At 65.2% G+C, this 22,930-nt stretch carries 26 protein-coding genes and 1 pseudogene; 9 read left to right on the top strand and 18 right to left on the bottom strand.

What is annotated here, in order from left to right; translation table 11 throughout:
* The first annotated feature begins 27 nt into the window (after positions 1–27).
* A complete protein-coding gene (locus AC5Y6Y_RS11505) occupies positions 28–657 on the top strand; it encodes a class I SAM-dependent methyltransferase (protein WP_463826659.1) in 630 nt (209 codons plus the stop codon).
* On the opposite strand, the gene AC5Y6Y_RS11500 is transcribed toward AC5Y6Y_RS11505, so the two are convergent.
* From AC5Y6Y_RS11500 to AC5Y6Y_RS11485, 4 genes are read right to left on the bottom strand one after another with little or no spacing between them, the layout of a single operon-like run.
* Positions 647–2,287, bottom strand: a complete 1,641-nt coding sequence (locus tag AC5Y6Y_RS11500; protein ID WP_499930075.1) for an ABC transporter family substrate-binding protein — start codon at positions 2,285–2,287, stop codon at positions 647–649. The two genes, AC5Y6Y_RS11505 and AC5Y6Y_RS11500, sit on opposite strands and share 11 nt — an antisense overlap.
* 11 nt (positions 2,288–2,298) lie before the next feature.
* Positions 2,299–4,131 (bottom strand): dipeptide ABC transporter ATP-binding protein, encoded by a 1,833-nt coding sequence (locus AC5Y6Y_RS11495; RefSeq protein ID WP_499930074.1) that lies wholly within the window; start codon positions 4,129–4,131, stop codon positions 2,299–2,301.
* Positions 4,128–5,009 (bottom strand): ABC transporter permease, encoded by an 882-nt coding sequence (locus AC5Y6Y_RS11490; protein WP_463826807.1) that lies wholly within the window; start codon positions 5,007–5,009, stop codon positions 4,128–4,130. The genes AC5Y6Y_RS11495 and AC5Y6Y_RS11490 overlap by 4 nt, the downstream gene beginning before the upstream one ends.
* A gap of 11 nt (positions 5,010–5,020) precedes the next feature.
* On the bottom strand, positions 5,021–5,998 hold the full coding sequence (locus AC5Y6Y_RS11485; RefSeq protein WP_463826657.1) for an ABC transporter permease: 978 nt from the start codon (positions 5,996–5,998) through the stop codon (positions 5,021–5,023).
* A 167-nt stretch (positions 5,999–6,165) separates the two neighbouring features.
* Between AC5Y6Y_RS11485 and AC5Y6Y_RS11480 the strand changes: the two genes are divergently transcribed.
* From AC5Y6Y_RS11480 to AC5Y6Y_RS11465, 4 genes and pseudogenes are all read left to right on the top strand, one after another.
* Positions 6,166–6,657: a beta-class carbonic anhydrase gene (locus AC5Y6Y_RS11480; RefSeq protein WP_463826656.1), complete on the top strand. Its 492-nt coding sequence runs from the start codon at positions 6,166–6,168 to the stop codon at positions 6,655–6,657.
* Between the two features lie 106 nt (positions 6,658–6,763).
* A pseudogene (gene cysD, locus AC5Y6Y_RS11475) lies at positions 6,764–7,749 on the top strand (sulfate adenylyltransferase subunit CysD).
* Positions 7,749–9,602 carry an adenylyl-sulfate kinase gene (cysC, locus tag AC5Y6Y_RS11470; protein ID WP_463826655.1) on the top strand — a complete coding sequence of 618 codons (1,854 nt, stop codon included), beginning with the start codon at positions 7,749–7,751 and terminating at the stop codon, positions 9,600–9,602. Before cysD ends, cysC begins: the two are co-directional and overlap by 1 nt.
* Positions 9,603–9,640: 38 nt before the next feature.
* Positions 9,641–10,117: an Rrf2 family transcriptional regulator gene (locus AC5Y6Y_RS11465; RefSeq protein ID WP_463826654.1), complete on the top strand. Its 477-nt coding sequence runs from the start codon at positions 9,641–9,643 to the stop codon at positions 10,115–10,117.
* Here AC5Y6Y_RS11465 and AC5Y6Y_RS11460 read toward each other — a convergent pair.
* Together AC5Y6Y_RS11460 and AC5Y6Y_RS11455 are read right to left on the bottom strand one after the other, a co-directional pair.
* Positions 10,114–10,503: a VOC family protein gene (locus AC5Y6Y_RS11460; RefSeq protein WP_499930073.1), complete on the bottom strand. Its 390-nt coding sequence runs from the start codon at positions 10,501–10,503 to the stop codon at positions 10,114–10,116. The two genes, AC5Y6Y_RS11465 and AC5Y6Y_RS11460, sit on opposite strands and share 4 nt — an antisense overlap.
* A gap of 23 nt (positions 10,504–10,526) precedes the next feature.
* A complete protein-coding gene (locus tag AC5Y6Y_RS11455) occupies positions 10,527–10,940 on the bottom strand; it encodes a VOC family protein (RefSeq protein ID WP_499926592.1) in 414 nt (137 codons plus the stop codon).
* 38 nt (positions 10,941–10,978) lie between these two features.
* Here AC5Y6Y_RS11455 and AC5Y6Y_RS11450 point away from each other — a divergent pair, with 38 nt between their 5' ends.
* Entirely contained in the window at positions 10,979–11,857 is an 879-nt protein-coding gene (locus AC5Y6Y_RS11450) for an LLM class flavin-dependent oxidoreductase (RefSeq protein ID WP_499930087.1), read from the top strand.
* A gap of 20 nt (positions 11,858–11,877) precedes the next feature.
* Here AC5Y6Y_RS11450 and AC5Y6Y_RS11445 read toward each other — a convergent pair whose 3' ends face one another.
* Entirely contained in the window at positions 11,878–12,012 is a 135-nt protein-coding gene (locus AC5Y6Y_RS11445) for a hypothetical protein (RefSeq protein ID WP_499930091.1), read from the bottom strand.
* Positions 12,009–12,224: a hypothetical protein gene (locus AC5Y6Y_RS11440; RefSeq protein WP_499930090.1), complete on the bottom strand. Its 216-nt coding sequence runs from the start codon at positions 12,222–12,224 to the stop codon at positions 12,009–12,011. Before AC5Y6Y_RS11440 ends, AC5Y6Y_RS11445 begins: the two co-directional genes overlap by 4 nt.
* Positions 12,225–12,320: 96 nt before the next feature.
* Between AC5Y6Y_RS11440 and AC5Y6Y_RS11435 the strand changes: the two genes are divergently transcribed.
* The gene (locus AC5Y6Y_RS11435) at positions 12,321–12,854 is read left to right on the top strand and encodes an NUDIX domain-containing protein (protein WP_499930072.1); all 534 of its coding nucleotides are present in this window, start codon (positions 12,321–12,323) and stop codon (positions 12,852–12,854) included.
* A 71-nt stretch (positions 12,855–12,925) separates the two neighbouring features.
* Complete coding sequence (locus tag AC5Y6Y_RS11430; protein WP_499930071.1) at positions 12,926–13,417, top strand: Rv2253 family sensor-like surface protein; 492 nt, start codon at positions 12,926–12,928, stop codon at positions 13,415–13,417.
* Positions 13,418–13,473: 56 nt separating this feature from the next.
* Here AC5Y6Y_RS11430 and AC5Y6Y_RS11425 read toward each other — a convergent pair whose 3' ends face one another.
* The 10 genes from AC5Y6Y_RS11425 to AC5Y6Y_RS11380 form a co-directional block, all read right to left on the bottom strand.
* A complete protein-coding gene (locus AC5Y6Y_RS11425; RefSeq protein ID WP_463826650.1) occupies positions 13,474–13,815 on the bottom strand; it encodes a DUF732 domain-containing protein in 342 nt (113 codons plus the stop codon).
* 129 nt (positions 13,816–13,944) lie between these two features.
* Positions 13,945–14,511, bottom strand: coding sequence for a M15 family metallopeptidase (locus AC5Y6Y_RS11420; RefSeq protein ID WP_463826649.1), 567 nt, complete (start codon positions 14,509–14,511; stop codon positions 13,945–13,947).
* 33 nt (positions 14,512–14,544) lie between these two features.
* Entirely contained in the window at positions 14,545–15,228 is a 684-nt protein-coding gene (locus AC5Y6Y_RS11415) for a thioesterase II family protein (protein ID WP_463826648.1), read from the bottom strand.
* 179 nt (positions 15,229–15,407) lie between these two features.
* Positions 15,408–16,394: an alpha/beta fold hydrolase gene (locus tag AC5Y6Y_RS11410; protein WP_499930070.1), complete on the bottom strand. Its 987-nt coding sequence runs from the start codon at positions 16,392–16,394 to the stop codon at positions 15,408–15,410.
* 122 nt (positions 16,395–16,516) lie between these two features.
* The gene (locus AC5Y6Y_RS11405; protein WP_499930069.1) at positions 16,517–16,963 is read right to left on the bottom strand and encodes a hypothetical protein; all 447 of its coding nucleotides are present in this window, start codon (positions 16,961–16,963) and stop codon (positions 16,517–16,519) included.
* A gap of 117 nt (positions 16,964–17,080) precedes the next feature.
* Positions 17,081–17,947 carry an alpha/beta fold hydrolase gene (locus tag AC5Y6Y_RS11400; RefSeq protein WP_499930068.1) on the bottom strand — a complete coding sequence of 289 codons (867 nt, stop codon included), beginning with the start codon at positions 17,945–17,947 and terminating at the stop codon, positions 17,081–17,083.
* 112 nt (positions 17,948–18,059) lie between these two features.
* Complete coding sequence (locus AC5Y6Y_RS11395) at positions 18,060–18,416, bottom strand: hypothetical protein (RefSeq protein ID WP_499930067.1); 357 nt, start codon at positions 18,414–18,416, stop codon at positions 18,060–18,062.
* Between the two features lie 287 nt (positions 18,417–18,703).
* Positions 18,704–19,432, bottom strand: coding sequence for a DUF998 domain-containing protein (locus tag AC5Y6Y_RS11390; RefSeq protein ID WP_463826643.1), 729 nt, complete (start codon positions 19,430–19,432; stop codon positions 18,704–18,706).
* Positions 19,433–19,555: 123 nt separating this feature from the next.
* The gene (locus AC5Y6Y_RS11385; RefSeq protein ID WP_499930066.1) at positions 19,556–20,062 is read right to left on the bottom strand and encodes a hypothetical protein; all 507 of its coding nucleotides are present in this window, start codon (positions 20,060–20,062) and stop codon (positions 19,556–19,558) included.
* 240 nt (positions 20,063–20,302) lie between these two features.
* Positions 20,303–20,749: a hypothetical protein gene (locus tag AC5Y6Y_RS11380; RefSeq protein WP_499926610.1), complete on the bottom strand. Its 447-nt coding sequence runs from the start codon at positions 20,747–20,749 to the stop codon at positions 20,303–20,305.
* A gap of 259 nt (positions 20,750–21,008) precedes the next feature.
* On the opposite strand from AC5Y6Y_RS11380, the gene AC5Y6Y_RS11375 reads away from it, so the two are divergent.
* The gene (locus AC5Y6Y_RS11375) at positions 21,009–21,950 is read left to right on the top strand and encodes an alcohol dehydrogenase catalytic domain-containing protein (RefSeq protein WP_463826640.1); all 942 of its coding nucleotides are present in this window, start codon (positions 21,009–21,011) and stop codon (positions 21,948–21,950) included.
* The last annotated feature ends 980 nt before the right edge of the window (positions 21,951–22,930 follow it).

Raw genomic sequence — 22,930 nt, 5'->3', positions numbered from 1 at the left:
GCAGACCGCCCTTGCGACAATGCATCCATGGTCGAGCAGAGCCTGTGGATGCAAAAGGTCGCAGCCGATCCGGGGCATTCACATTGGTATGTCGAACGTTTCCGCTCCCTGGCGCGCGCCGGCGAGGATCTGCACGGCGAAGCGCGCCTGGTGGATGCGATGGCGCCCCGGGCCGCCCACATTCTCGACGCCGGGTGCGGTCCCGGCCGGTTGGGTGGTCACCTGGCCACGCTCGGCCACCACGTCGTCGGTGTCGACGCCGACCCGGTGCTCATCGAAGCGGCTGAGCAAGACCATCCCGGCCCGCGCTGGATCGTCGGCGACCTCGCCGAGCTCGACCTGCCCGCGCAAGGCATCGCCGAGCCGTTCGACGTGATCGTGTCGGCGGGCAACGTGATGGCGTTCCTGGCCCCCAGCACCCGCGCCCAGGTGCTGCGCCGGCTGCGCGCCCACCTGGCCGGCGACGGCCGATTGGTGGTCGGCTTCGGTGCCGGTCGCGGCTATGAGTTCACCGATTTCTTCGACGACGCGGCAGCCGGCGGGTTGGCCTCCGAACTGCTGCTGTCCACGTGGGATCTCCGCCCGTTCCAGGACGGCGACTCCGACTTTCTGGTCGCGGTCCTTCGGCCCAGTCACCCGGCGCCGGTCAGCGCATGAAGCCGATCGCGGTGTAGTCCAGGTCGGCCAACCCGCGAGCGCCGAAGTTGGCCAGATCGCTGCGGGCCGCCATGGTGCCGACGGATTGAATCAGCGGCAGGCTGAAACCTTCTTGCCAGATGAGCCGGTCGACTTCGTTGGCCAGTGCGCGCGCCTTTCCCGGATCGAGTTCGGCCAGCGTCTGCTCGATCACGTCGTCGATCTGCGGACTGCCGATCTTGCCGAAGTTGCTTTCCCCGTGGGAGGCGTAAATCTGGGTCAGCCCGGACAACGGGAACGCATCGCCCTGCCAACCGAACAGGGCGATGTCGAAGTCCCCGACGTTGACGTAGTCGCTGAAGAATCTGCTGCCGGAGCGCGCCTGAAGCTGCAACTTCACGCCGATCTCGGCGAGGCTGTGCTGGGCGACCTGGGTGAAGACCTTGGCGCTCGGTGAGTCGTAGTACAACAACCGGACCACCAGTTGGCGGCCGCCCTTTTCCCGGAACTCGCCGTTGAGCGACCATCCCTGCGCGTCGAGTTCCCGCTTCGCCTGTGCGGGATCGTAAGGGATGCTGTTGTCTTGATAACCCTCTTGCCCTGCCACGAAAATATGGTTGTTCAGAGGTACCGGGGCACCGGTCAACCCGTTCAATGCCACCTTGGCGATGGTCTGCCGATCTATGCCCTTGCATACGGCCAGACGTACGCCGGGATCGTGGAGCATCGAGCCCTTCGAGCCGTTCATGGTGAAGTGGGTCCAGCTCGGTCCGGGCGCGCGCCGGATCGCTATCCCCTTGGTGTGCTCGGCAATGATCAGTTGGTCAAGTGTCCCGACCCCGGTCGCGTCGATCGCATTGTTCTGCAGCGCCGGCAGCGCCGCGGCAGTGTCCAGGACCAAATAGGTGATCGAGTCCAGACGCGGACGCTTGCCCCACCATTTGGGGTTGCGGGTCAAGGTGATTCGCTGCTTGGCCCGGTCCAATGTGGACAGGATGAACGGGCCTGCGGACGCGCCGGGCGCATCGAGCCATCCCGTGTTGAACGCCTCCGGGGTGGCGGTCACACTGGCCGGCAGCAGCATGCCATTGCCGGCGAACATGCCTTTCCACTCGGCGTACGGCTTCGCAAAGGTCATGACCGCCTGGCGATCGTTGACCCCGCGGGTCACCGAGGCGACACGCTCGGCCCCACCGGTCGAGGCGATCTCGAACGCTTTGTCGGCTCCACTGGTGGCGTGAATCTGACTGGCGATGTCCTGCCAGGTGATCGGTGTGCCGTCTGACCACACCGCTTTGGGGTTGATCGTGTAGGTGACCACCTGCGGGTTGGTGCCGGTCAGTTCGACGCTGGTGAAGTAGTCCGTATTGACCGTCGTCGAACCGTCGGCGCCGATCCGGAACGCGCTCGGCAGGGTGGCCTTGAGCATGTTTGCGGTTTCGGCGCTGTTGCCGTCGATGTGCAGCACGTTGAAGTTGGCCGGCAGGTCGCTGAGCCCCAGACGTAGGTTGCCGCCCTCGCGCAGCGTCGCGGGATCCTGCGGGTTGAGTTCGCTGCTCGCTCCGACCGCAACGCCTCTTTCGGCGGTGGTCGAGGCACCGGCCGCACATCCGGACACCAACAGTGCCCCGACCAGCAAAACAGCCGCCATTCTGCGTCCAATCACTGTCCGGCTCCCGGTTGCGGTACCGCGGCGAGCAGACGTCGCGTGTATTCGTGTTGCGGATCGCCGAATACGTCCCGGCTGTCACCCTGCTCGACCACCGCACCGCGATACATCACGACCACCTGGTGCGCAAGATGCTTGATCACCGAAAGGTCGTGGGAGACAAACAAATACGACATTCCAAACTGATCCTGGAGGTCCAGCAGCAGGTTGAGGATTCCAGCCTGGATCGAGACGTCGAGTGCCGAGACCGGTTCGTCGAGGGCAAGGACCTTGGGCCGCAACGCCAATGCCCGCGCGATGCCGATGCGCTGTTTCTGCCCGCCGGAGAATTCAGCCGGATAGCGGCTGGCATCGGCTCGGCGCAGTCCCACCAGATCCAGCAATTCGGCCACTTTGGCGTTGGTGTCGCGCTGGTCGAACCCGTTGGCCTGCAATGGTTCTGCCAGCAAATCGGAGACCGGCAGTCGCGGATCCAGCGATGCCACCGGATCCTGGAAGACCACCTGGATATCGCGTCGCAGCTCCCGTCGCCCGGCGGGACTCAGGGTGGCGACGTCCGAACCGAAGACTTCGATCGAACCGGACTGTGGGGCAACGAGTTCCAGAATCTGGTGCAAGGTGGTGGACTTGCCCGAACCGGATTCGCCGACGATACCCAGTGTCTGACCCTGCGGCAGATCGAAGCTCACACCGTCGACCGCTCGGACCTCGCCGACGGTGCGGCGCAGCAGCACGCCCTTGGTCAGGGGGTAGGTTTTGACCAGGTCACGCACCCGCACCACGACAGTTGAATCGTCGGAAACCCCTGAGCTCCGAGCCGTCTCGACGCCGTAGATGTCGGCGGCGCTACGTCCGACGACCTCGTGGGTGCGAATGCAGGCCGCGCGGTGATCGGGGCCGACTTCGATCAATTCCGGTTCCGCCGCAAGGCATTCGTCGATGGCGAGGGGACAGCGCGGCGCGAACGGGCACCCCGGATCCAGCCCGATCAACGACGGGGGTGCCCCGGGAATCGGGACCAGGCGGGTGCCCTGAGCGGCGTCCAAGCGCGGCACTGAACCCAACAGGCCTATCGTGTACGGCATTTGGCGGTCGCGGTACAGATCGGCCACGGGTGCTGTTTCGGCGACCCGACCCGCGTACATCACCAGTGCCCGGTCGGCGAACTCGGCGACCACGCCGAGGTCATGGGTGATGATCAGCACCCCGGCGCCGGTGACGTCGCGGGCTTTCTTCAGCACGTCGAGGATCTGCGCCTGCACGGTCACATCGAGCGCCGTGGTGGGCTCGTCGCAGATCAGCAGGTCGGGATCGTTGGCGATCGCGATGGCGATGACCACGCGTTGTCGTTCACCGCCGGAGAGCTCGTGCGGGAAGGCGCGGGCACGTTGTTCGGGCTGTGAAATCCCAACCAGGTCAAGTAGTTCCACCGCGCGCACCCGGGCAGCCTTCTTGCCGATGTCCGGGTGGTGCACCCGGATCGCCTCCGCGATCTGGGTACCGACGGTATAGACCGGAGTCAGCGCGGACATCGGGTCCTGGAACACCGTGCCGATCGACTTCCCGCGGAACTGCGACATCGCGGCGTCGTCGAGTCCGAGCAGTTCGGTGCCGTGCAGTCGAACTGATCCACCTACCGTCGCATACTCGGGAAGCAGGCCGATCACCGCCATTGCCGCCGCGGACTTGCCCGAGCCCGATTCGCCGACCATCGCGACCACTTCACCGGGGTCGACGCGATAACTGATGCCTCGCACCGCGGTCACCGGTGCGCCGTCGGTGGGGAAGGAGACTGCCAGGTCGGTCACTTCCAGCAGCGGACTCATGCGGCGCCACGCCGCAAGGTCTTGGCGCCGGGATCGAACGCATCGCGTAGCCCGTCGCCAGTCAGATTGGTGCACAACACAATCAGCACCAGCGCCCCGGCCGGAAACAGGAACACCCACGGGAACGTGGTCGCGGACTGGGTGCCGTCGGCGATCAGCGTGCCCAGCGACACATCCGGAGGCTGAACCCCGAAGCCGAGAAAGCTCAATCCCGTTTCGGCCATGATGGCCGACCCCACGTTGATGGTGGCGTCGATGATCAGAATGGACGCCACATTGGGCAACACATGCCGGGTGATGATGCGACGACTGGATACGCCCATATAGCGTGCGGCCCGGATGAATTCGAGCTCACGCAAGCCCTTGGTCAGACCGCGCACGATGCGGGAGCTGACCATCCAGCCGAACAGCGCCAACAGCACGATCAGCGACGCGATGTTGGCCGAGTTCCTGGTTTTCATCGAGGCGATAGCGATCAGCAGGATGGAGGGCACGACCAGCATCAGATCGACCACCCACATCAGGGCGCGATCTCGCAGGCCGCCGAAATATCCGGCGATCGAGCCGACGGTCGCAGCGATCCCGGTGGAGATCACTGCCACGCAGGCACCGATCAGCATCGACTTCTGCATGCCACGCAAGGTCTGCGCGAGCAGGTCCTGCCCTAACCCGTTGGTGCCCAGCCAGTGTCGCGAATTCGGCGGTTGCATCAGTGCATCGAAATCCAGGTCCTGATACGAATACGGCAGCAACGGGGGCAGCGCGAAGCACCCGACGAACAGCAACACCAAGATCACCAGCGCCGCCACTGCGGATCGGTTACGCAGAAACCGTCGCAGCACCAGGGTGCGACGCGAGGTGAATTCGGCTGCCTCCATCTCGACAGCCGTCACGACACCCGCACCCTAGGGTCCAGCGCAGCGTAGAAAATGTCGGAGAGCAGACCCGCGAGCAACACCACGGTGCCGGAGAACAACGTGATTGCGACCACGATGTTGATGTCCTGGGTAGAGATCCCCCTGAGCACCCATTCGCCCATGCCATGCCAACCGAAGATCTTCTCGACGAAAACCGCCCCGCCGACCAGCCCGGCCACGCTGTACGCGAACAGAGTCGCCATCGGTATCAGCGCCGTGCGCAGGCCGTGCTTGACGAGTGCGCGCCTACGGGTCAGTCCCTTGGCTCGGGCCGTGCGAATGAAGTCCTGGCCCAGGACGTCGAGCATCGCGTTGCGCTGAAAGCGGCTGTACCCCGCGGCTGCCATCAGCGCCAGGGTGAAGGTCGGCAGCACCAGGTGTTTGAGCCGGTCGCCGACCGCGGCCCAGGTCCCGCCCTCAATGCCCGGCGCGGTCTCCCCGGTGTAGTCGAACAGCTGATATCCCAGTGCCCAGTTGACCCGCAGTGCCGCAATGATCAGGAGGTAGGAGATGACGAACGACGGCGTGCTCATGACGAGGAAGGCGAACACCGTGACGACCCGGTCGCTGAGTCGGTACTGACGGATCGCGCCCCACGCCCCCAGTGTCACGCCGAGCAGCGTGCCCACCACCGAACCGATCACCACCAACCGCAGGGTGACGCCGACCCGCCGCCCGAGTTCGGTGCCCACCGGCTGGCCGGTGATCGTCTTCCCGAAATCGCCCTGCACCGCGTGCGAAACCCAGTTCGCATAGCGAATCGGGATGGGCCGGTCCAGGCCCAGATCGTGGGCCTTGGCATCGATGACGGACTGCGGTGGCCGGGGGCTGCGTTGCATCAGGCTCTCCAACGGAGAGAACACCACCGCGGCCAGGCAGTACGTCAGGAAGGACGCCAGCGCCAGTAGCACGATGTAGTTCAGCAACCGACGCAACAGGAACCGCGTCATGCCCGACCACCGTGCCGCATTGGGACAGGGTAGCGAGCAGGACGGGGAAACGCCGGTGGGGCGTTCGATGTTTGCGATCCCGATGATCCGCAGGGGTGTGTTCCCGCGGCTCGATTGTTAGGATCCAGCCCGGCAGCGATCCGCGTAGCAAACTCGAGGAGACGTGCGTGACGGTTACCGACGACTACCTGGCCAACAACGCCAACTATGCAAGCGACTTCAAAGGTCCGCTGCCGCTACCGCCGAGCAAACACGTCGCCGTGTTGGCGTGCATGGATGCGCGGCTGGATGTGTACCGCGTGCTCGGCCTCAAAGAGGGGGAGTCGCACGTCATCCGGAACGCCGGCGGGGTGGCCACCGACGATGCCATCCGGTCGTTGGCGATCAGCCAGCGCCTGCTGGGCACCCGGGAAATCATCCTGATCCACCACACCGACTGCGGGATGCTCACCTTCACCGACGACGAGTTCAAGCGCAGTATCCAGGAGGAAACCGGGGTGAAGCCGCCGTGGGCGGCGGAGGCCTTCGGGGATCTGGCCGAGGATGTGCGGCAATCGCTGCGCCGCATCGAGAACAGTCCGTTCGTCACCAAGCACAACTCGCTGCGCGGGTTCGTCTTCGACGTGGCGACCGGAAAGCTCGAAGAAGTCACCCTGTAGCTGCCGAGTTAACAGCCGCACCGGCCCCTACTTCTTACCGAAATGGCGGCCGGTGCGGCTGTTTGTGCCGGTCGACCCGTTGACACGATGAATTCCGACTGCTTTCATGTCAATTAATACCTTAAATATGGTCAATCCAACCAACTTAACCGGGAAACAACTATGACGACCGATCTGGTTGCCGGGCCCACTGCGGGCCAGTACGAACTGAGCCACCTGCGTTCGCTCGAGGCCGAGGCGATCCACATCATCCGCGAAGTCGCCGCCGAATTCGAGCGTCCCGTGCTGCTGTTCTCCGGAGGCAAAGACTCGATCGTCATGCTGCACCTGGCGCTGAAGGCGTTTCGGCCCGGGCGGTTGCCGTTCCCGGTCATGCACGTCGATACCGGCCACAATTTCGACGAGGTGCTTGCCACCCGTGATGAGCTGGTCGCCGAACACGGGGTGCGCCTGGTAGTGGCCTCGGTCCAGGACGACATCGATGCCGGCCGCGTGGTCGAGACCATCCCGTCCCGGAATCCGCTGCAGACGGTGACGCTGTTGCGCGCCATCCGGGAGAACCGATTCGACGCCGCGTTCGGCGGCGCCCGGCGCGACGAGGAGAAGGCACGCGCCAAGGAACGGGTGTTCAGCTTCCGCGACGAATTCGGCCAGTGGGACCCCAAAGGCCAACGACCTGAGCTGTGGAACCTCTACAACGGCCGCCACCACAAGGGTGAGCACATCCGGGTGTTCCCGTTGTCCAACTGGACCGAGTTCGACATCTGGTCCTACATCGGAGCCGAGCGGATCAAGTTGCCGTCGATCTATTTCGCCCATCGGCGCAAGGTTTTTCAACGCGACGGCATGCTGCTGGCGGTGCATCGGCACCTGCAGCCGCGGGCCGAGGAAAAGGTGTTCGAGGCCTCGGTACGATTTCGCACCGTCGGCGATGTCACCTGTACCGGCTGCGTGGAGTCCGAGGCGCGCACGGTGTCGGAAGTGATCGCCGAAACTGCGGTGTCGCGACTCACCGAGCGCGGCGCGACCCGGGCCGACGACCGGATCTCGGAGGCGGGCATGGAAGACCGCAAACGGCAGGGGTACTTCTGATGGCTGGATCTTCGACATTGCTACGGCTGGCTACCGCCGGTTCTGTCGATGACGGCAAGTCCACCCTGATCGGTCGCCTGCTCTATGACTCCAAGGCCGTCATGGAGGACCAGTGGGCGGCCGTCGAGCAGACCTCCAAGGACCGCGGCCACGAGTACACCGACCTTGCGCTGGTCACTGACGGCCTACGCGCCGAACGCGAGCAGGGCATCACCATCGACGTCGCTTACCGCTATTTCGCTACGCCCAAGCGCAAATTCATCATCGCCGACACCCCGGGGCACATCCAGTACACCCGCAATATGGTGACGGGTGCGTCAACGGCGCACCTGGTGATCGTGCTCGTCGATGCGCGTCACGGTCTGCTGGAGCAGTCCCGCCGGCATGCCTTCCTGGCATCCCTGCTGGGCATTCAGCACATCGTGCTCGCCGTGAACAAGATGGACCTGATCGGTTGGGACCAAGAGAAATTCGAGGCGATCCGCGACGAGTTCCATGCGTTCGCTGCACGCCTGGACGTGCAGGACGTCGCCACCATACCGATGTCGGCGCTGCACGGGGACAACGTGGTGACCAAGTCGGAGAAGACCCCCTGGTACGAGGGACCGGCGCTGCTGTCCCACCTGGAAGAGGTGTTCATCGCCGGCGACCGCAACCTGGTCGACGTGCGGTTCCCGGTGCAGTACGTGATTCGTCCGCACACTCACGAGCATCAGGACCACCGCAGTTACGCGGGCACGGTGGCCAGCGGGGTGATGCGCCCCGGTGACGAAGTGGTGGTGCTGCCCATCGGCAAGACCACCAGGGTCACCGCTATCGACGGACCCAATGGTCCTGTTGCAGAAGCCTTTCCGCCGATGGCTGTCGCGGTGAGCCTGGCCGACGACATCGACATCTCCCGCGGGGACCTGATTGCCCGCACCAACAACCAACCCAGGATCACCCAGCAGTTCGACGCCACCGTGTGTTGGATGGCCGACGGGTCGGCACTCGAACCGGGCCGAGATTACGTCATCAAGCACACCACCCGGACCACGCGCGCCCGGGTCACCGCGCTGGACTACCGGCTCGACGTCAACACGCTGCACCGCGACAAGACGGCAACAGCGTTGAAACTCAACGAACTCGGCCGCGTCACCCTGCGGACCCAGGTGCCGCTGTTGCTCGACGAATACTCCCGCAACGCCAGCACGGGTTCCTTCATCCTGATCGATCCCGATACGAACGGGACCGTAGCGGCCGGCATGGTGTTGCGGGATGTGGCGGCGCAGAAGGCCAGCCCGAACACGGTGCGGCACAAGTCACTGGTCACCGCCGCGGACCGCGCGATCCAGGGCCGCACGGTGTGGCTCACCGGGCTGTCCGGCGCCGGCAAATCTTCGGTGGCGATGCTGGTGGAGCAGAAGCTGCTCGAAAAGGGTGTTCCCGCTTACGTTCTCGACGGCGACAACCTGCGCCACGGACTGAACGCCGATCTGGGTTTCAGCATGGCCGACCGGGCCGAAAACCTGCGTCGCCTGGCGCATGTGGCGACGCTGCTGGCCGATTCCGGCCAGATCGTGCTGGTACCGGCCATCAGTCCGCTGGCCGAACACCGGGAGATGGCGCGAAAGGTACACGTCGACGCGGGATTTGAGTTCTTCGAGGTCTTCTGCGACACCCCGTTGCAGGAATGCGAGCGGCGCGATCCCAAGGGGTTGTACGCCAAGGCCCGGGCCGGGGAGATCACGCACTTCACCGGCATCGACAGTCCGTATCAGCGACCGAAGAATCCCGACCTACGGCTCGACGCCGATCGCAGCCTCGAAGAACAGGCGCAGAGCGTGATCGACCTGCTCGAGCTGCGCGCCTAGAAAGCCCGTCGCCGCGGCGGATGGCACAATCGGCAAGCATGCGGATGTCGGCCAAAGCGGAGTACGCCGTGCGGGCGATGGTCCAACTCGCCACGGTTGCCCCCGGCACCCTGGTCAAGACCGACGATCTGGCCCAGGCCCAGGGCATCCCGTCGCAGTTTCTGGTCGACATCCTCACCAACCTGCGCACCGACCGCCTGGTGCGTAGCCAGCGGGGTCGCGACGGCGGCTACGAACTCGCCCGTCCGGGCACCGAGATCAGCATCGCCGATGTGTTGCGCTGCATCGACGGACCGCTGGCCAGTGTCCGCGACATCGGGCTCGGCGACCTGCCCTACTCCGGCCCGACCGTCGCCCTCACCGATGTGTGGCGCGCGTTGCGGGCCAGCATGCGCTCGGTGCTGGAGGAGACGACGTTGGCCGACGTCGCCGCCGGAGCGCTGCCCGAGCATGTCGCCCAGATGGCCAACGACTATCGCGACCAGGAAAGCCACCGGCACGGCCCGGCGCGTTAGCCGCCCGATCCGTAAGGGCGGGTGAGGATTTCCAGCGAGTGCCCGGCCGGGTCGTTGAAATAGACCCCGCGGCCGCCGTCGCGAGTGTTGATCTCACCGGGTCGTCGCGCGCCGGGATCCGCCCAGTGCGCCAGACCGCGCGAGGTGATCTTGCCGTAGATCGTGTCGAACTCTTCTTCGGAAACCAGGAATGCGTAATGCTGCGGCCGGATGTCATCGTTCTCAGCCACGTCGGCGAAGTCAAGCGATGCACCATGTTCAAGCGTGACGACCATAAATGGTCCAAACGGCGACGGACCGGGTAGGCCGAACAAGTCGGTCAGAAACTCCGCGGACTTCCGCTTGTCGCGGGCGGCGACGATGGTGTGGTTGAAACTGATGGCCATAGCTACTCCTGCCTCGCTGAACCCTATTTCGGCGCGGTGAGTTCCAGCGCGATGTTGTCCGGGTCGCGGAACTCCAGAATGTAGGACGGCCCGATATCCTTAACGGGCTCGTGGGCGATGTCCAGCTCATCCAAATGCTCAGCAGCCGCATCGATTTCGGCTTTACTGCCGACCCGGAACGCCACGTGGTCCAAGCCGGTGCGGTTCTCGTCGAACGGGTCGTCGCCTACCGGCCGCAACCCCAGCAACGCACCGCCCATGTCATAGATGACGCCGCCGAACAGGAACCCCAGTCGGCGCCGGGTCGCCACGTCGGCGTTCTCGGGGAGCTCGATCAGCACTGCCCAGCCGAACACGCTCTCGTAGAACTGCCGGGACCGCTCGATGTCGGTGACGGTGAGCCGGACATGCGCAATCGACGTGCTCGCGAAGGCCATCCACCCCATGCTGCCAGAATCGTGGAGTGCAGATAGGGATGACCATGCCGGTGATGGAACCCGACCTCGACGCGGGCGTGCTCACCCGCTGGGCGCAGGCGATCGACCAGGGGCCGTTCTCCTCGCTGTGCTGGGGCGAGCGCATCGCGTTCGACAACCCGGACAGCCTGACCCTGCTCGGAGCCCTGTCGGCGTGGACCGAGCGGGTGCGGCTGGTGACTACTGTGATCGTGCCGCAGCTGCACGACCCGGTCATGCTGGCCAAGGCGCTGGCAACGGGTGACCTGCTCAGCGGCGGCCGCCTGACGGTCGGGCTCGGGGTCGGCGGCCGGCACGAGGATTACCATGCGGTCGGCGCGGATACCGCGACGCAGACGATGCGCGGCATGGCCGATCGGGTCGCGGTGATGAAGCGGGTGTGGGCCGAGGAGAAGACCACCGACTCCAAGCGTCCGGTCGGGCCGATGCCGGTGCAGGTCGGCGGCCCGCGGCTGCTGGTCGGCACCATCGGGCCCAAGACCATCCGCAGCGCTGCAGCCTGGGCCGACGGGCTGGCCGGGACCACGCTGGACCTCGACGTCGCCCGGCAGAACGAGCTGTTCGACGTCGCGCGCACCTCCTGGGCCGAGGCCGGCAAACCCGCACCGCAGCTGGCGACCTCGTTCTGGTTCGCGTTCGGCGAACCCGATCAGGCCCGCGCGCAGGTGCATAGTCACCTGCGGCGGTACATGAACTGGATTCCCACCGAATTCGTCGACGCTATGGCGCCGACGACCGGCTGGGCGGGAACCGAGGACGAGTTGATCGCGGTACTGCGCAAGTTCGCCGATGTCGGTACCGACGAAGTGCACCTGATCCCTACCAGCTCGGACATCGAGCAACTCCGCCGCGCGGCCGACGTCGCCGCCGCGCTGTGAGTGTCAGCCTGCGGCCGCCTTCAGTGAACGGACCCGGGATCGGGCTCGAGGACCTGTCCCTTGCGCAAGGTCGCCAGCAGCTCCCGGTAGGGGGCCACCAGGTAGACGGTGTCGCCGCCCTGCAATCGGGCGTCGCGACGCGGATGCAACTTCACTCGTCCGCTCGGCCCGGCGATGGCGATGACGCGGGTCTGGGGTGGACAGTTCGCGCCACCCGAATACCGAACGAGCCGAGGCCGACGACGATGACATGGTTGCGCAGGTACCGGACCTTGCGCGGCCCGGCGGAGCTCAGCAGGCGACGGGTGATCATCAGCTCGGCGAGGAAGGCGACCAGCACCGCGGTGGTGATCACTCCGGCGAACATCAGCAGAATGCTGAACAGCCGTAATTAGGTGGGCTGGTTCATGAAGCTGAAGTCCCCGTAGCCAGCGCATCGAGCCAGCGCGGCGATACTGAGCGGGTGCCAGACATAGAGTCCGTCGCGTCCCGCGAGATATACCGCAATCAGTGGATGGTGTTACGCGAAGACGACATCCGCCGGTCCGACGGCAGTCCCGGCATCTACGCTGTCGTGGACAAACCGACGTATGCCCTCGTAATGCCCTATGACGGAACGCGTTTCCGCTTGGTCGAGCAGTACCGGTATCCGGTCGGGGCGCGGCGCTGGGAATTCCCGCAGGGCACCGCTCCGGATCTGGCCGACCTCGAACCGGCCACCCTGGCCGCGCGTGAGTTGCGTGAGGAAACCGGTTTGGCGGCATCTGCTTTCGAGTCCTTGGGTCAGCTCGATGTCGCGCCGGGCATGAGTAGCCAGCGCGGGTGGGTTTTTCTCGCGACCGGGATCTCGGAGGGACTGGCCGATCGCGAGCATGAAGAACAGGACATGCACAGCGCCTGGTTCGCTCGGCAGGACGTCGAGGACATGATCCGTGGGGGAGTGATCGTCGACGCCCAGTCGATCGCCGCCTATGGACTGTTTCTGCTGCGGGGCTGATGAGCCTGTCGACGAAACTTCGTGTCCGTCGCGATACCCGGCTGCGTCCTCCGTACGCCATCATCGGCACGATGCGTGCGGGAACTGTGTGGGCAATGCTTGCCGCCGTGGCGCTGGTGGCCGCCCCGGCGACGTCGGCCGCAACGCCGTCGTGGACGGGCAAGTACTCCCTGGTGCGCTACGCCGCCGAGAAATCCGGCACCAGCGTGGCCGCCGGGCAGGCCGAGCGTACCTTCAGTGCCGACTACGACTTCGCCACGGCCTGTTCGTCTGTTACCTGCGTCGCAACGGCGAACAACGGTCCCACCCCGAACAACCCGACCATCTCAGTGCCCTCGCACTACACCTGGGATGGATCCAGGTGGGTGGAACGCTTCGACTTCCAGTGGGATTGCTATATGGGAGAGGGGGTTTCAAAGGTGTGGGCGCCGGCCACGTCGTGGGCGTACTACACCCCGCAATCCGACGGGTCGCTGCGTGGCGTGTGGCACACCGACATCACCAGCGGTCCGTGCCAGGGCAGCGTGGAGATGCCGGTAGCGGCGTTCCGGGTGAAACCTTGAGCGCCGCAAGCAAATGCGGGGACCCGCAACGGGACCCCGCACTGTAGCTTCGATATCTACGTGGTGGTGGTCTTGACGTACTGCGGGCAGTAGGCCTTCGCGGCGTCCACGGCGAACGTGTTCGCACCTTTGTTGCTCAGGCCGGTTCGTTGCGCAACATTGGCGATGACCTGCTTGGTCGAGGTTCCGGCGTTGAGTTCGTTGCACACGGTGTGTGCTTCGCTGATGGCGCGCGAGGCGCTCGGCGGCTGAATTCCGTCAGCCTCGATCTGGGCGATGAACGCGTCGTCGACTGCGGTGGCGCCGGCGGTGCCTGCGAAGCCGAGTGCAGCCAGCCCGAGCGCGCCGGCGGTCAGGGTGGTGCCGGCAAGGGACGCAGTGAAGCGGCGAGTGAACATGGGTGACTCCGTGCTGGTGGTGGTGGACGCGGGATTGCGTTAACCCCATCCTCAGCACGCGGTCTTGATGGATTCTCAATAGATTCTTGGCAGATCGGAGACCGCCATCTCAGCTGTACGAGCTCGCAATCACCCAGCGGCGTTGGGCCGCAACGGCGGACACGCACCGCCGTAGTCGGACGCCAGTTCGAAGTGCCAGATCTCGTTGGCGTAGATCTGACAGAGGCCGTACGCGGCGCCGTTGCGAATGAGCCAGCTGTCGGCGGCCGCGGGACCGACATCGACGGCTTTGCCGATCACGTGCTTGGAGACCTGGGGCGAAGCAACGTACTGACTGGCGGCGGCGGCGCTGCCGTAGGTGACGACGGCGTCGTCGAACAGGCGCTGCTGAAACGCCGGTGAGCGCCATCCCGACGTCAGGCCAACGGTGACTCCGTCGGTAGCGGCAGCCCGGGTGGCGCGCTCGAGTGCGTTGAGCAGCGCCGGGTCGAGGCGGTTGACCGCGGGGTCGGACAGATCGAAGGGGCTCAGGCGCTGGCCGTCCGGGATCCAGCCGCCGGCGGTGTCCCCGGACACCGGACCGGCCGGGGTCGGCTCGTCGGAGCCACCCGGGGCGGCCGCGGCCGGTGCGCCGACAGCCACACCGGTCAGCGTCAACGCAACAGCAGCTACCAGGGATCGAGTGAGTGACAGCATCGATCCAGTCTGATCGACGCCTGCGGTAACCGCTCAGGCGGCTGCGGCTGTCGACATCAGCGGACGCAGCGAATCGAACAACGGCTGGCGGTTGCGCAGGTAGAAGTGGCCGCCGCGCAGCATCTGCACCGAGAAGTCGGCCTTGGTGCGCGACCGCCACTCCTGCAGGTCGTTTTCCTTGACGATCGGGTCCTCGCTGCCGCCGAAGACGTGGATCGGGCAGGACAGTTCGGGTGCGTCGCCGTCCTGGTCCGCCGTCTTGAGCAGCTTCAGGTCGTGCCGGGTGATAGTCAGGGCCTGCTCGTGCAGGGACGGCCAGCGCGTCAGACCCGAGGGCATCAACCCCATCTCGGCGAGGAATTCAGCGAGCTGCTTGTTGTCGAGCTGGTCCACGACGTGCAGCGGCAGCTGGCGGTTCGGCGGGGCGTAGGCGGACAGGAAGATCGCCCGGGGCTGCTCCCCGCCGGCGGCGGCCCGCACGCAGGCCAACCGGTAGGCGAGCATGGCGCCGAAGCTGTGGCCGAAGAACATGTGCGGCTCGTCGAGCAGCGGGCCGAGTTGCTCGATCACCGCGTCGACGAGGTCGCGCATGGTGGCAAAGCGTTCGCGGTTGGGAATCTCGACGGGAATCACCTCGACAGCGGGCCGCAGCGCCTTGACCCAGGCGTTGAAAACCAGTGCGCCGCCGCCGGCGTGATGAAAGCAGAACAACCGCATGATCTCTGTCGCCTTTCGTATAGGCCCTTTTCCCAGGCCCCCTGTAATGACCACGGTCCCGCAGGGGGCTTGTCGGATCCTTGATGGATTCTTGGCGGATATTCGTTGGTGGGCGGGCGCCGCGCCTGGAGCTGCGCTGCCTGCGCAGGGTGGTGCATCAGACCGGCGGCCGCCTGAGGTCAGGCGAGGTCTTCTTCCGCCTCGTAGTCGGCGTACTGACGGACACCGGTCTGCAATGCCTTCTGCATGAGTTCTGGCTGGTAGGCGAACGGCTCGGTGGAGTCGATGAACTGTTCGACGACCCGCACGAAGCGGTCCGGGTGGTCGTCGTGCGGCATGTGGCCGGACTCCTTGAAGATCTCCAGGCGTGAGCCGGGGATCTGCTGGTGCGCCAGCCGAGCGTGGCTCACCGGGATGATCATGTCGTCCACGCCCCAGATGATCTGCAATGGAAGGTCCTGCATCAGGTACGTGCGGTCCAGCATCGTGACGTACTGGCCGCGGGTGTCGACCACGGCACGCAGCGTGCGGGCGAACGCGGCCACGGCGCCGGGCTTGCTCAAGCCGCGGGCCAGACGCGGCAGACTGGACACGTCGCGGGTGAAACGCGTTGAGCCGACGACGTTTTGGACGGTGCGGCCGACGAGTTCCACTGCGGAGAGCGCACCGGGAAGTTGCAGCATCGAGAGCGCCTCGGCGCCCATCGGCATGGCCGCGAACCGCAGCGCGATGCTGACGTCTTTGGTTACGCCGCCGGCGCTGACCAGCACGACGCGCTCCACGAACTCCGGGTACTGGTAGGTGAACTGCGCCGCGACGCCGCCGCCCAGGGAATGCCCGACGAGGGTGACGCGGTCGATGTCGAGTGCGGTGAGCAGGTCACGCAGGCCGTTGGCGAATGCGGACAGCGAGTAGTCGGCGTTGGGCTTGTCCGATTCGCCGTGGCCCAACATGTCAGGGGCGATGACGGTGAACCGCTGCGCGAGCTGGGCGTGCACCGGGCTCCAGGTCGTGGAGTTGTCGCCGACGCCGTGCAGCAGCACGATGACCGGTCCGGAACCGGCGATCCGGTAGGCGCGACGGTGGCCGTGGATGGTGCGGAACTGCAGCTTCGGCTCGGTGATGTCGCGGACGGGCCGCAGGTGGCGGCGGGTGCGGTTCGACATGGTGTCCCTCCCTGGTGTGCGTCTCCTCCGCCGTAAGCGGGGTATTGCAGAGAAGCGTGCCGGGGGGATCTTGGCGAGTTCTTGGAGATTTCTTGTCAGGACGGTCCGGGGGCCGGCCCTGCTCAGTTGATCCTGGTGAGGGTGAACGAGTCACGCAGGTCATGCAGACCGCACGGCGCCGCAGTTTCCAGGAAGTCCACTTCCCCGGCCAGCGTTGCCGGGTCCCACCACTGGTACACGTGAACGGGATGCTGCGTGCTGCCGAATATGGTTTCGCCAACGATGTAGGGGGGACAGAACGCGCCCTCCGGAACTACGCGTTTCACCGCGTACCGGCCGTTGACCAGCGGTGCATCAAAGCCTTCACCGGGTCCCGTCGACACGTGGGCAACGCACCCCGGTGTGCAGGTGGTCGTGATACTCCACGTCGCTACCACCCCGTCTTCGTCGGTGTAGGCGTAGTGACCATCTGTCATCACCAAATTCTCGGCGCGGGCTGTCGGTGCTGCGGCAAAAAGTCCCAAACCGCACGAGATCGCAAGCACTGCACGTAATGAGTCGATCTTCATCTGTGTCTGCCCTTAGTCATCGTTGACTGCGCTCGCTGAGCGTAAACGCAACGCTATCAACCGATTTGCGGGCGGGAAGTCGTGCGCAGCGGATTCATTGCCGACTCAAACAAAGCTTCATCGATTCGCGGACGGCGAATCTGAGCGTGCGACCGCGCGGATCAGGTTGGCGGTGCGACGCGGCTGGTCGATCATCACCAGGTGTCTGGCCGGAGCGAGCGTAATATGTTCTGCACCAAGGTTTTCGGCGAGCTTGACCTGTTGGGCGCGCCAGCGCCGGGTGTACCAGCCGGTGTGGGCAGTGGCCACCGTGCAACGCACGTCCGTCAGCGGGTGACTGGCGCGTAGGCCGCACAGCGCCTCCGCGATCTCGTGGTAGGCGGCATATTCGCTGAGCAGCGCGATCTCAACGTCGTTTGTCGATGTGGCGCGGCATATTTCGGACATCATCGGGGCATCGAGTCCGTCAGGACGACGGCGCTGCACCAGCATCAGGCCGGCACGGGCCAGCGGAACCCGCAGGTGTAGCTTGGCGAGCGTCGCGACGGCCCCATCGACGACGGCAAGCTTGGTCCGCAGCGGTAACGTCAGCCGCCGACGGTGAGCGATGCTGGAATCGAGCAGTAGCAGCGCTCGGGTGCGCTCCGGATACAGGCGCGCAAACGCTTCGGCGTAGAAGCCGCCGATCGAGTGCCCCACCACCACAACCGGATCCGATCGCCCCACCACCTCGAGCGCAGCCCCGATCCGGTCGGCCTCTGATCGGAGCATCTGACGGGCATCGGGCGCCGGTATGGTTTCCGCCGGTATGCCCGGCCGGTCGAACCGCACGACGGTGTGGTCCTCGGCCAGGTTCGTGACCGTGTCACGCCAATGCAGCGCCCGGCCCCCCAGGCCGCTGCACAACACCACGACCGGGCCGGTGTTGCCATCCACGCGTACCCGAAGCTGACGGCCGCCGACCTCGACGACGTGGTCGGTCACGGGCCGGATCCGACGCTGCAGCTGCCGGCGGGCTGCGGTGGCGTACTCCATCCGGCCGGGGTGAGGCCCACCAGGACATCATGCCGTGTCCGCCGGTCGGCGCCGATGATCGTTATCCGATACGGGTGAGGGTGAACGTGTCGTGCAGGTCGGGAAGGTTGCACGGAGCCCCGCTCTCCAGGAAATGCGCCTCTCCGGACATCGTGCGCGGGTCCCACCATTGATGAACGGTGACCGGATGCGTTCCGCCGTCCCAGAGGGAGCCGTTGTCTCCCAGGTAGTAGGAGGGGCATGTCACGCCGTCCGGAATCATCCGAGTCACTGTGTGCCGGCCGTTGACCAGCGGAGCGTTGAAGCCATGGCCCGGCTCTGTTGTCACGTGAGCGACGCACTGCGGGGTGCACGTGGTCCTGATCGACCAGGTGCCGACGTCACCGTCTTCATCCAGGTAGCGGTAGGTGCCATCCATCGCGGGTCCTTCGGCCAGGGCGAGCGGTGTTCCGGTGCTACAGCAAGCGGCGAATGTTAACGCAAGTGCGGCAAGCCGCAAGTCGAGCCTCAAGTCGCCACCTACCTACCTGGAATTAATTGCCATCGGACAATATCGCCGAAGTGTATCAGCAAAAACGCTGACCAAGGCACCTGTTCGGGAATCTTCAGGGAAAAATGTCGGGCGGTCGCCACGGCGTGACTCCCGGCCGTGCCGATTTCAACTCATCCAGCGCGAAAATGGCCGGCGCGTGCGGTTGTGTGCAGTTACTCTGCGCGTTCGGGTCGGCTGCGAGCCGTGCGCAGAGCGACGTAGATCAACCAGCCGGCGAAAGCCGTCAGCTCGGCGCGCTGGGCAATGCCGATGACGCCTACGTGGTCGGCGTTGTCCAGGAGCATCGCCAGACCCGTCAGAAGTGCTGTCCCGGTGAGCGCCCCCAGCATGAACAGTCCCAAGCGACGGACCTTCGGCGCAGCACCCTCGCGCACGTCGGCGATGGCGAAGGCCAGAAGCGAGCCAATCGCCGCGGCGAGCACCACGCCACTACTCAGCCAATGCAGTTGGTGGCCGATGGGCACCGTTCCTGAGGCTTCGCGAGCGGCGCAGGTGGGGTTGGAACTCGGGGCGCACACCAGCGTCCAGATGGTGTTATCCAGCACCGTGGCCGCGGAGAAAACCACCACCGCCAACCACCCCTTAATGCTCCAGCGGCTGCCGGGCCGGCTCAGCAGGGCAGCGGTGGCTGCCACGACGAGTGCGGCTGCGGCGCACAGATCGCCGGCCCGGAACCATTCGCCGTAGGGCTGGTCGGCGGCCGCCAGTTCACTGATGTAGAGATCGGGGTCGGGCAGCGTGCGGGTGAAAACAGTCTCCAGCACCCAGTTGGAGTAGAGCATGGCTCCGGCGACGGCCCCGGCCGCCGCAACCCACCGCAGCACCGCGCGCCGCGAAGGGCGCTGTCCCGCGACGTCGTCGTCGCGTTGCCGCAAGGCCATATCGCCATCATGCCGTGCTGATAGGTTCGCCCGCTGCAACTATGCCGCGAATGGTGCATCCGGTGAGGTGTCACAGAGGCCGACGCCGGCCGGCGTGCTCGCTGATGCAAGCGCCCGCGATGGTCAGCCGGTGAAGGTGACGACATTCCCCGGGAACAACTGGTTGCCCGGTTGCGGCGGCCGCGGACCGCAGGATCGGTCCCGACTCGCCCAGCAGTTCACCGAGCTTGTCCACACATCGTTGCCGCCCGCGTCGAACGCGATGTCCATGGTCGCTGTGCCGGCCGGGCTGTCAACGCCGTTGGTGTCGTAGTGGAAGTTGGCCACGATCGTGGTGCGGCCCTTGCTCCGCTTGTCCGACCGGCTGCCCTCCATCTGGAGCAGGGTGAAGTGGAACTTCTGTCCGGGCTTGGCGTGATCGTTGTGATTGGGGCCTGACGCCGGGTATTTCGCTGTACTGCTGTAGTCCCAGAACACGAGTTCGACGTTGGTGTTGTTCACGATGTCGAACGGGCTGGTGTTGGCGGGGTCGGCGCCGGCAGTTCCGGAACCGCCGGTGGTGAACGTGAGGCCGAGGACAGTGGCCAGAACGCCCAACTGCAACACGTGAGTCGCGGCCGATGTCTTCATCGTGGTCCTCCTGGCGAGGCTTTCACCGACAAGCGTCGCATTGCGCCTTCGGGTCACGCTACCAGCAGCCTGCCCGAACCCCTCAAGTCCTGCTCGCTTGCCGATCAGGTGGACGGCGTCGATCTCTGGCCGGCGAGATGGGCGCTCCGCAAGGTCGCGAATGACATTGCGGGACAGTGGTATTGAGTACCCAATCTGACGAGAGCGCGGCCTGTCGTACCCGCTGACCGCAGCGCAGTGTTACCGGATTCTGGTGAGGGTAAAGCGGTCATGGTGGTCGGCAAGCCCGCACGGACCGGAGTGGTCGTAGAAGTCCACCTCACCGACCAGTGTTTGCGGATCCCACCATTGGGTGACGGTGATCGGATGCGTGCTGGCGGGGATCCATCGACCGTAGTCCCCGGCGGTGAATCCCGGACAGGTCACGGCGTCGGCGATGGTGCGGGTGCTGGTGTAGCGGCCGTCGATCAGTGCGGCATCGAACTCTCGTCCGGTTGCCGTTGTCACGTGGGCGACGCAATCTGGCGCGCAGTTGGTCGTGATGGTCCACCTGCCGGTGTCGCCGTCTTCGTCGTGATAGAGAAATGTCCCGTTCGTGGTCGGGTCCTCCGCCCAGGCCGGTGTAGCCGCACAGATTCCGAGGCCAGAGAAAATAACGATCGCCGCGCTGACTGCTGTGATTTTCATGGTGTGCCTTAGCTCGCGGGTCCCCCCGGACACCAAGAACACTAGAACCGAAAACATCGCTGCCATAGTGTGTTTCGGCAACTCATACCGGACTCCTAGGCAACGCGGCCGACCCTGGCTGCTGCGCGACAGGGTAGCGGTGTCAGGTGTGTCGGCAGTGTTGCACGACGCCCGGATAGATCGCGGATAGGCGATGGTTGGTGCTTCGCACGGGGGTCCGACTCGGGCATAGTTGGCGGCGTCGAATCGGGAGAATGCGATGAGAGCTTGGCAACTAGTCGCCGCCAACGAGCCCCTGCAGTTGGTGGACTGCGACGACCCGGTACCGGGACCCGGGCAGGTCGTCGTCGAGGTCCGTGCCGCGGGCCTCTGTCATAGCGATGTGGGATTTCTGGACGGAACGTTGACCCCGCTGTTGCCCAGGTTGCCGATCATTTTGGGCCATGAGGTGGCCGGAGTGGTGGGGGCGGTGGGTCCCGGTGTCGCGGACTTTCATGTCGGGGACCGCGTAGTGGTCGAGTTGGGCAAGGCCGGCGCGCCGGGTTGGTCAAGCGACGGGGGCTTCGCCGACAAATGCCTCACCTCGGCGGAGGCGTTGATCAGACTGCCCGACCGGATCGAGTTCACCCAGGCGGCTACCGCCACCGATGCGGGCCAGACCGCGTACGGCGCGGTGCTGGGTGTCGGCGCGGTGCGCGCCGGTGAGAAGGTCGGCATCGTCGGGTTGGGCGGGCTGGGTCTGACCGGTGCGCGGATCGCCGTGTTGGCCGGAGCGCAGGTGTATGCGGCCGAACCCAAACGCGAGGTGTGGGAACTCGCCAAACGGCAGGGCGTCCTCGATGTCGCTGAGGACGTCCGCGAATTGGCCTCTCTGCAACTCGACGCGATCGTGGATTTCGCCGGATTCGGGACCACCACGGCCGGCGCAATCGGCGCGGTTCGGGTGCAGGGGCGCGTGATCCAAGTGGGTCTCGGACGGAACGAAGCAACGATTCCGACCTCGGAACTGGTGATCAAAGAGGTGACCCTGCGGGGAGCACGAGGTGGTCATACCGGGGCTCTCGAAGCGGTTCTCGCGCACATGGCCGCCGGGGAGCTTGAAATCCACACCGAAACGATCACCTTCGACGACATCCCCGAGGCCATCGAGCGACTCAGACTCGGCAACGTGGTCGGTCGAGTGGTTGCCGAGATGCCCTGACCGCTCGGGCGGTGTTCGGGTCGGCCACCCGGGCGCCCGGTGGTACCACAGCTGGGCTGGCTGGGATGCCGGTGTCGTCCGAAATATGCTGAAAGGCAATCGATTTCGCTTGACCAGTGGTTTTCCGTGCTTGATGGAACTCAAGTAGTCGTTGCTCTGGCACAAGCTGGCGCGGCCTTAGACCCGCAGCGACCTAGCCAACAGCCCGAACCAAGCGAACGGATTGAACAGTGAGCAGAGGAACAGGGCTACCTGTCGGCGTGGGTTATGACCTGCCGCCAATCGGAACCGCTGAAATCATTGCCGACGACGATGATTCATCAGAATTCGGCATAGGCGAACGTTGTACAAATTTCACGACCAAGACACCGCAGTGTGGGCGGATCATCAGCGTGCTCGGAGCTAGGGTCGCTTTGGTGCGCTCTTGCGTTGTCGTACGGTGAGGTCCAAATCGGGTAATTGCTTGCGTGGGTAGCGCGCCATAGCTTCAGCAGACTGCCTGCCCTCTAGCTGGCGTTCTATTTCTTCACGCGCTGAGAGCACTGTTTCAAACTGCACGTTTGGGGTGCTCGCTCACCACGGCGTGTATTGCGTGCCACGTCTCGCAACTGAGACCAATGCAAGACACTTCGTGACGTTCTCCAAAGAAAATGGCGCGGCGCAAGTAGTAGTCAAACGTTGCGCGGCGCTCCGCTTCGGTGATCGGTCCCACGTATCCATTTTATCCGTTTGACCTGCAAAAATCGGCGTCCAGCCATGTTCACGGTGTGAACTTGCTGTGTGGCCTGTAGCCGTTCTACCTGCGGTTTTGAATCGGTCGGCAGCGAAACCGGCGCGTTGGTTCGGCAGGTTATCGGCTGTTGGCAGCCAAATAGGCCATTGGTAGCCGATTGGCGCGGCGTGGTCGTCGTGATCTACCGGTGCGGCGGTCACCGACTGCCAGCGTGGCGCACAGGGCCAGCACGGGGCGTCTACGCTTG

It is taken from the genome of Mycobacterium sp. NGS24 (assembly GCF_059813065.1).
Note: the sequence above shows the minus strand (reverse complement) of the source record. Positions and strands in the feature narration are given on the sequence as shown.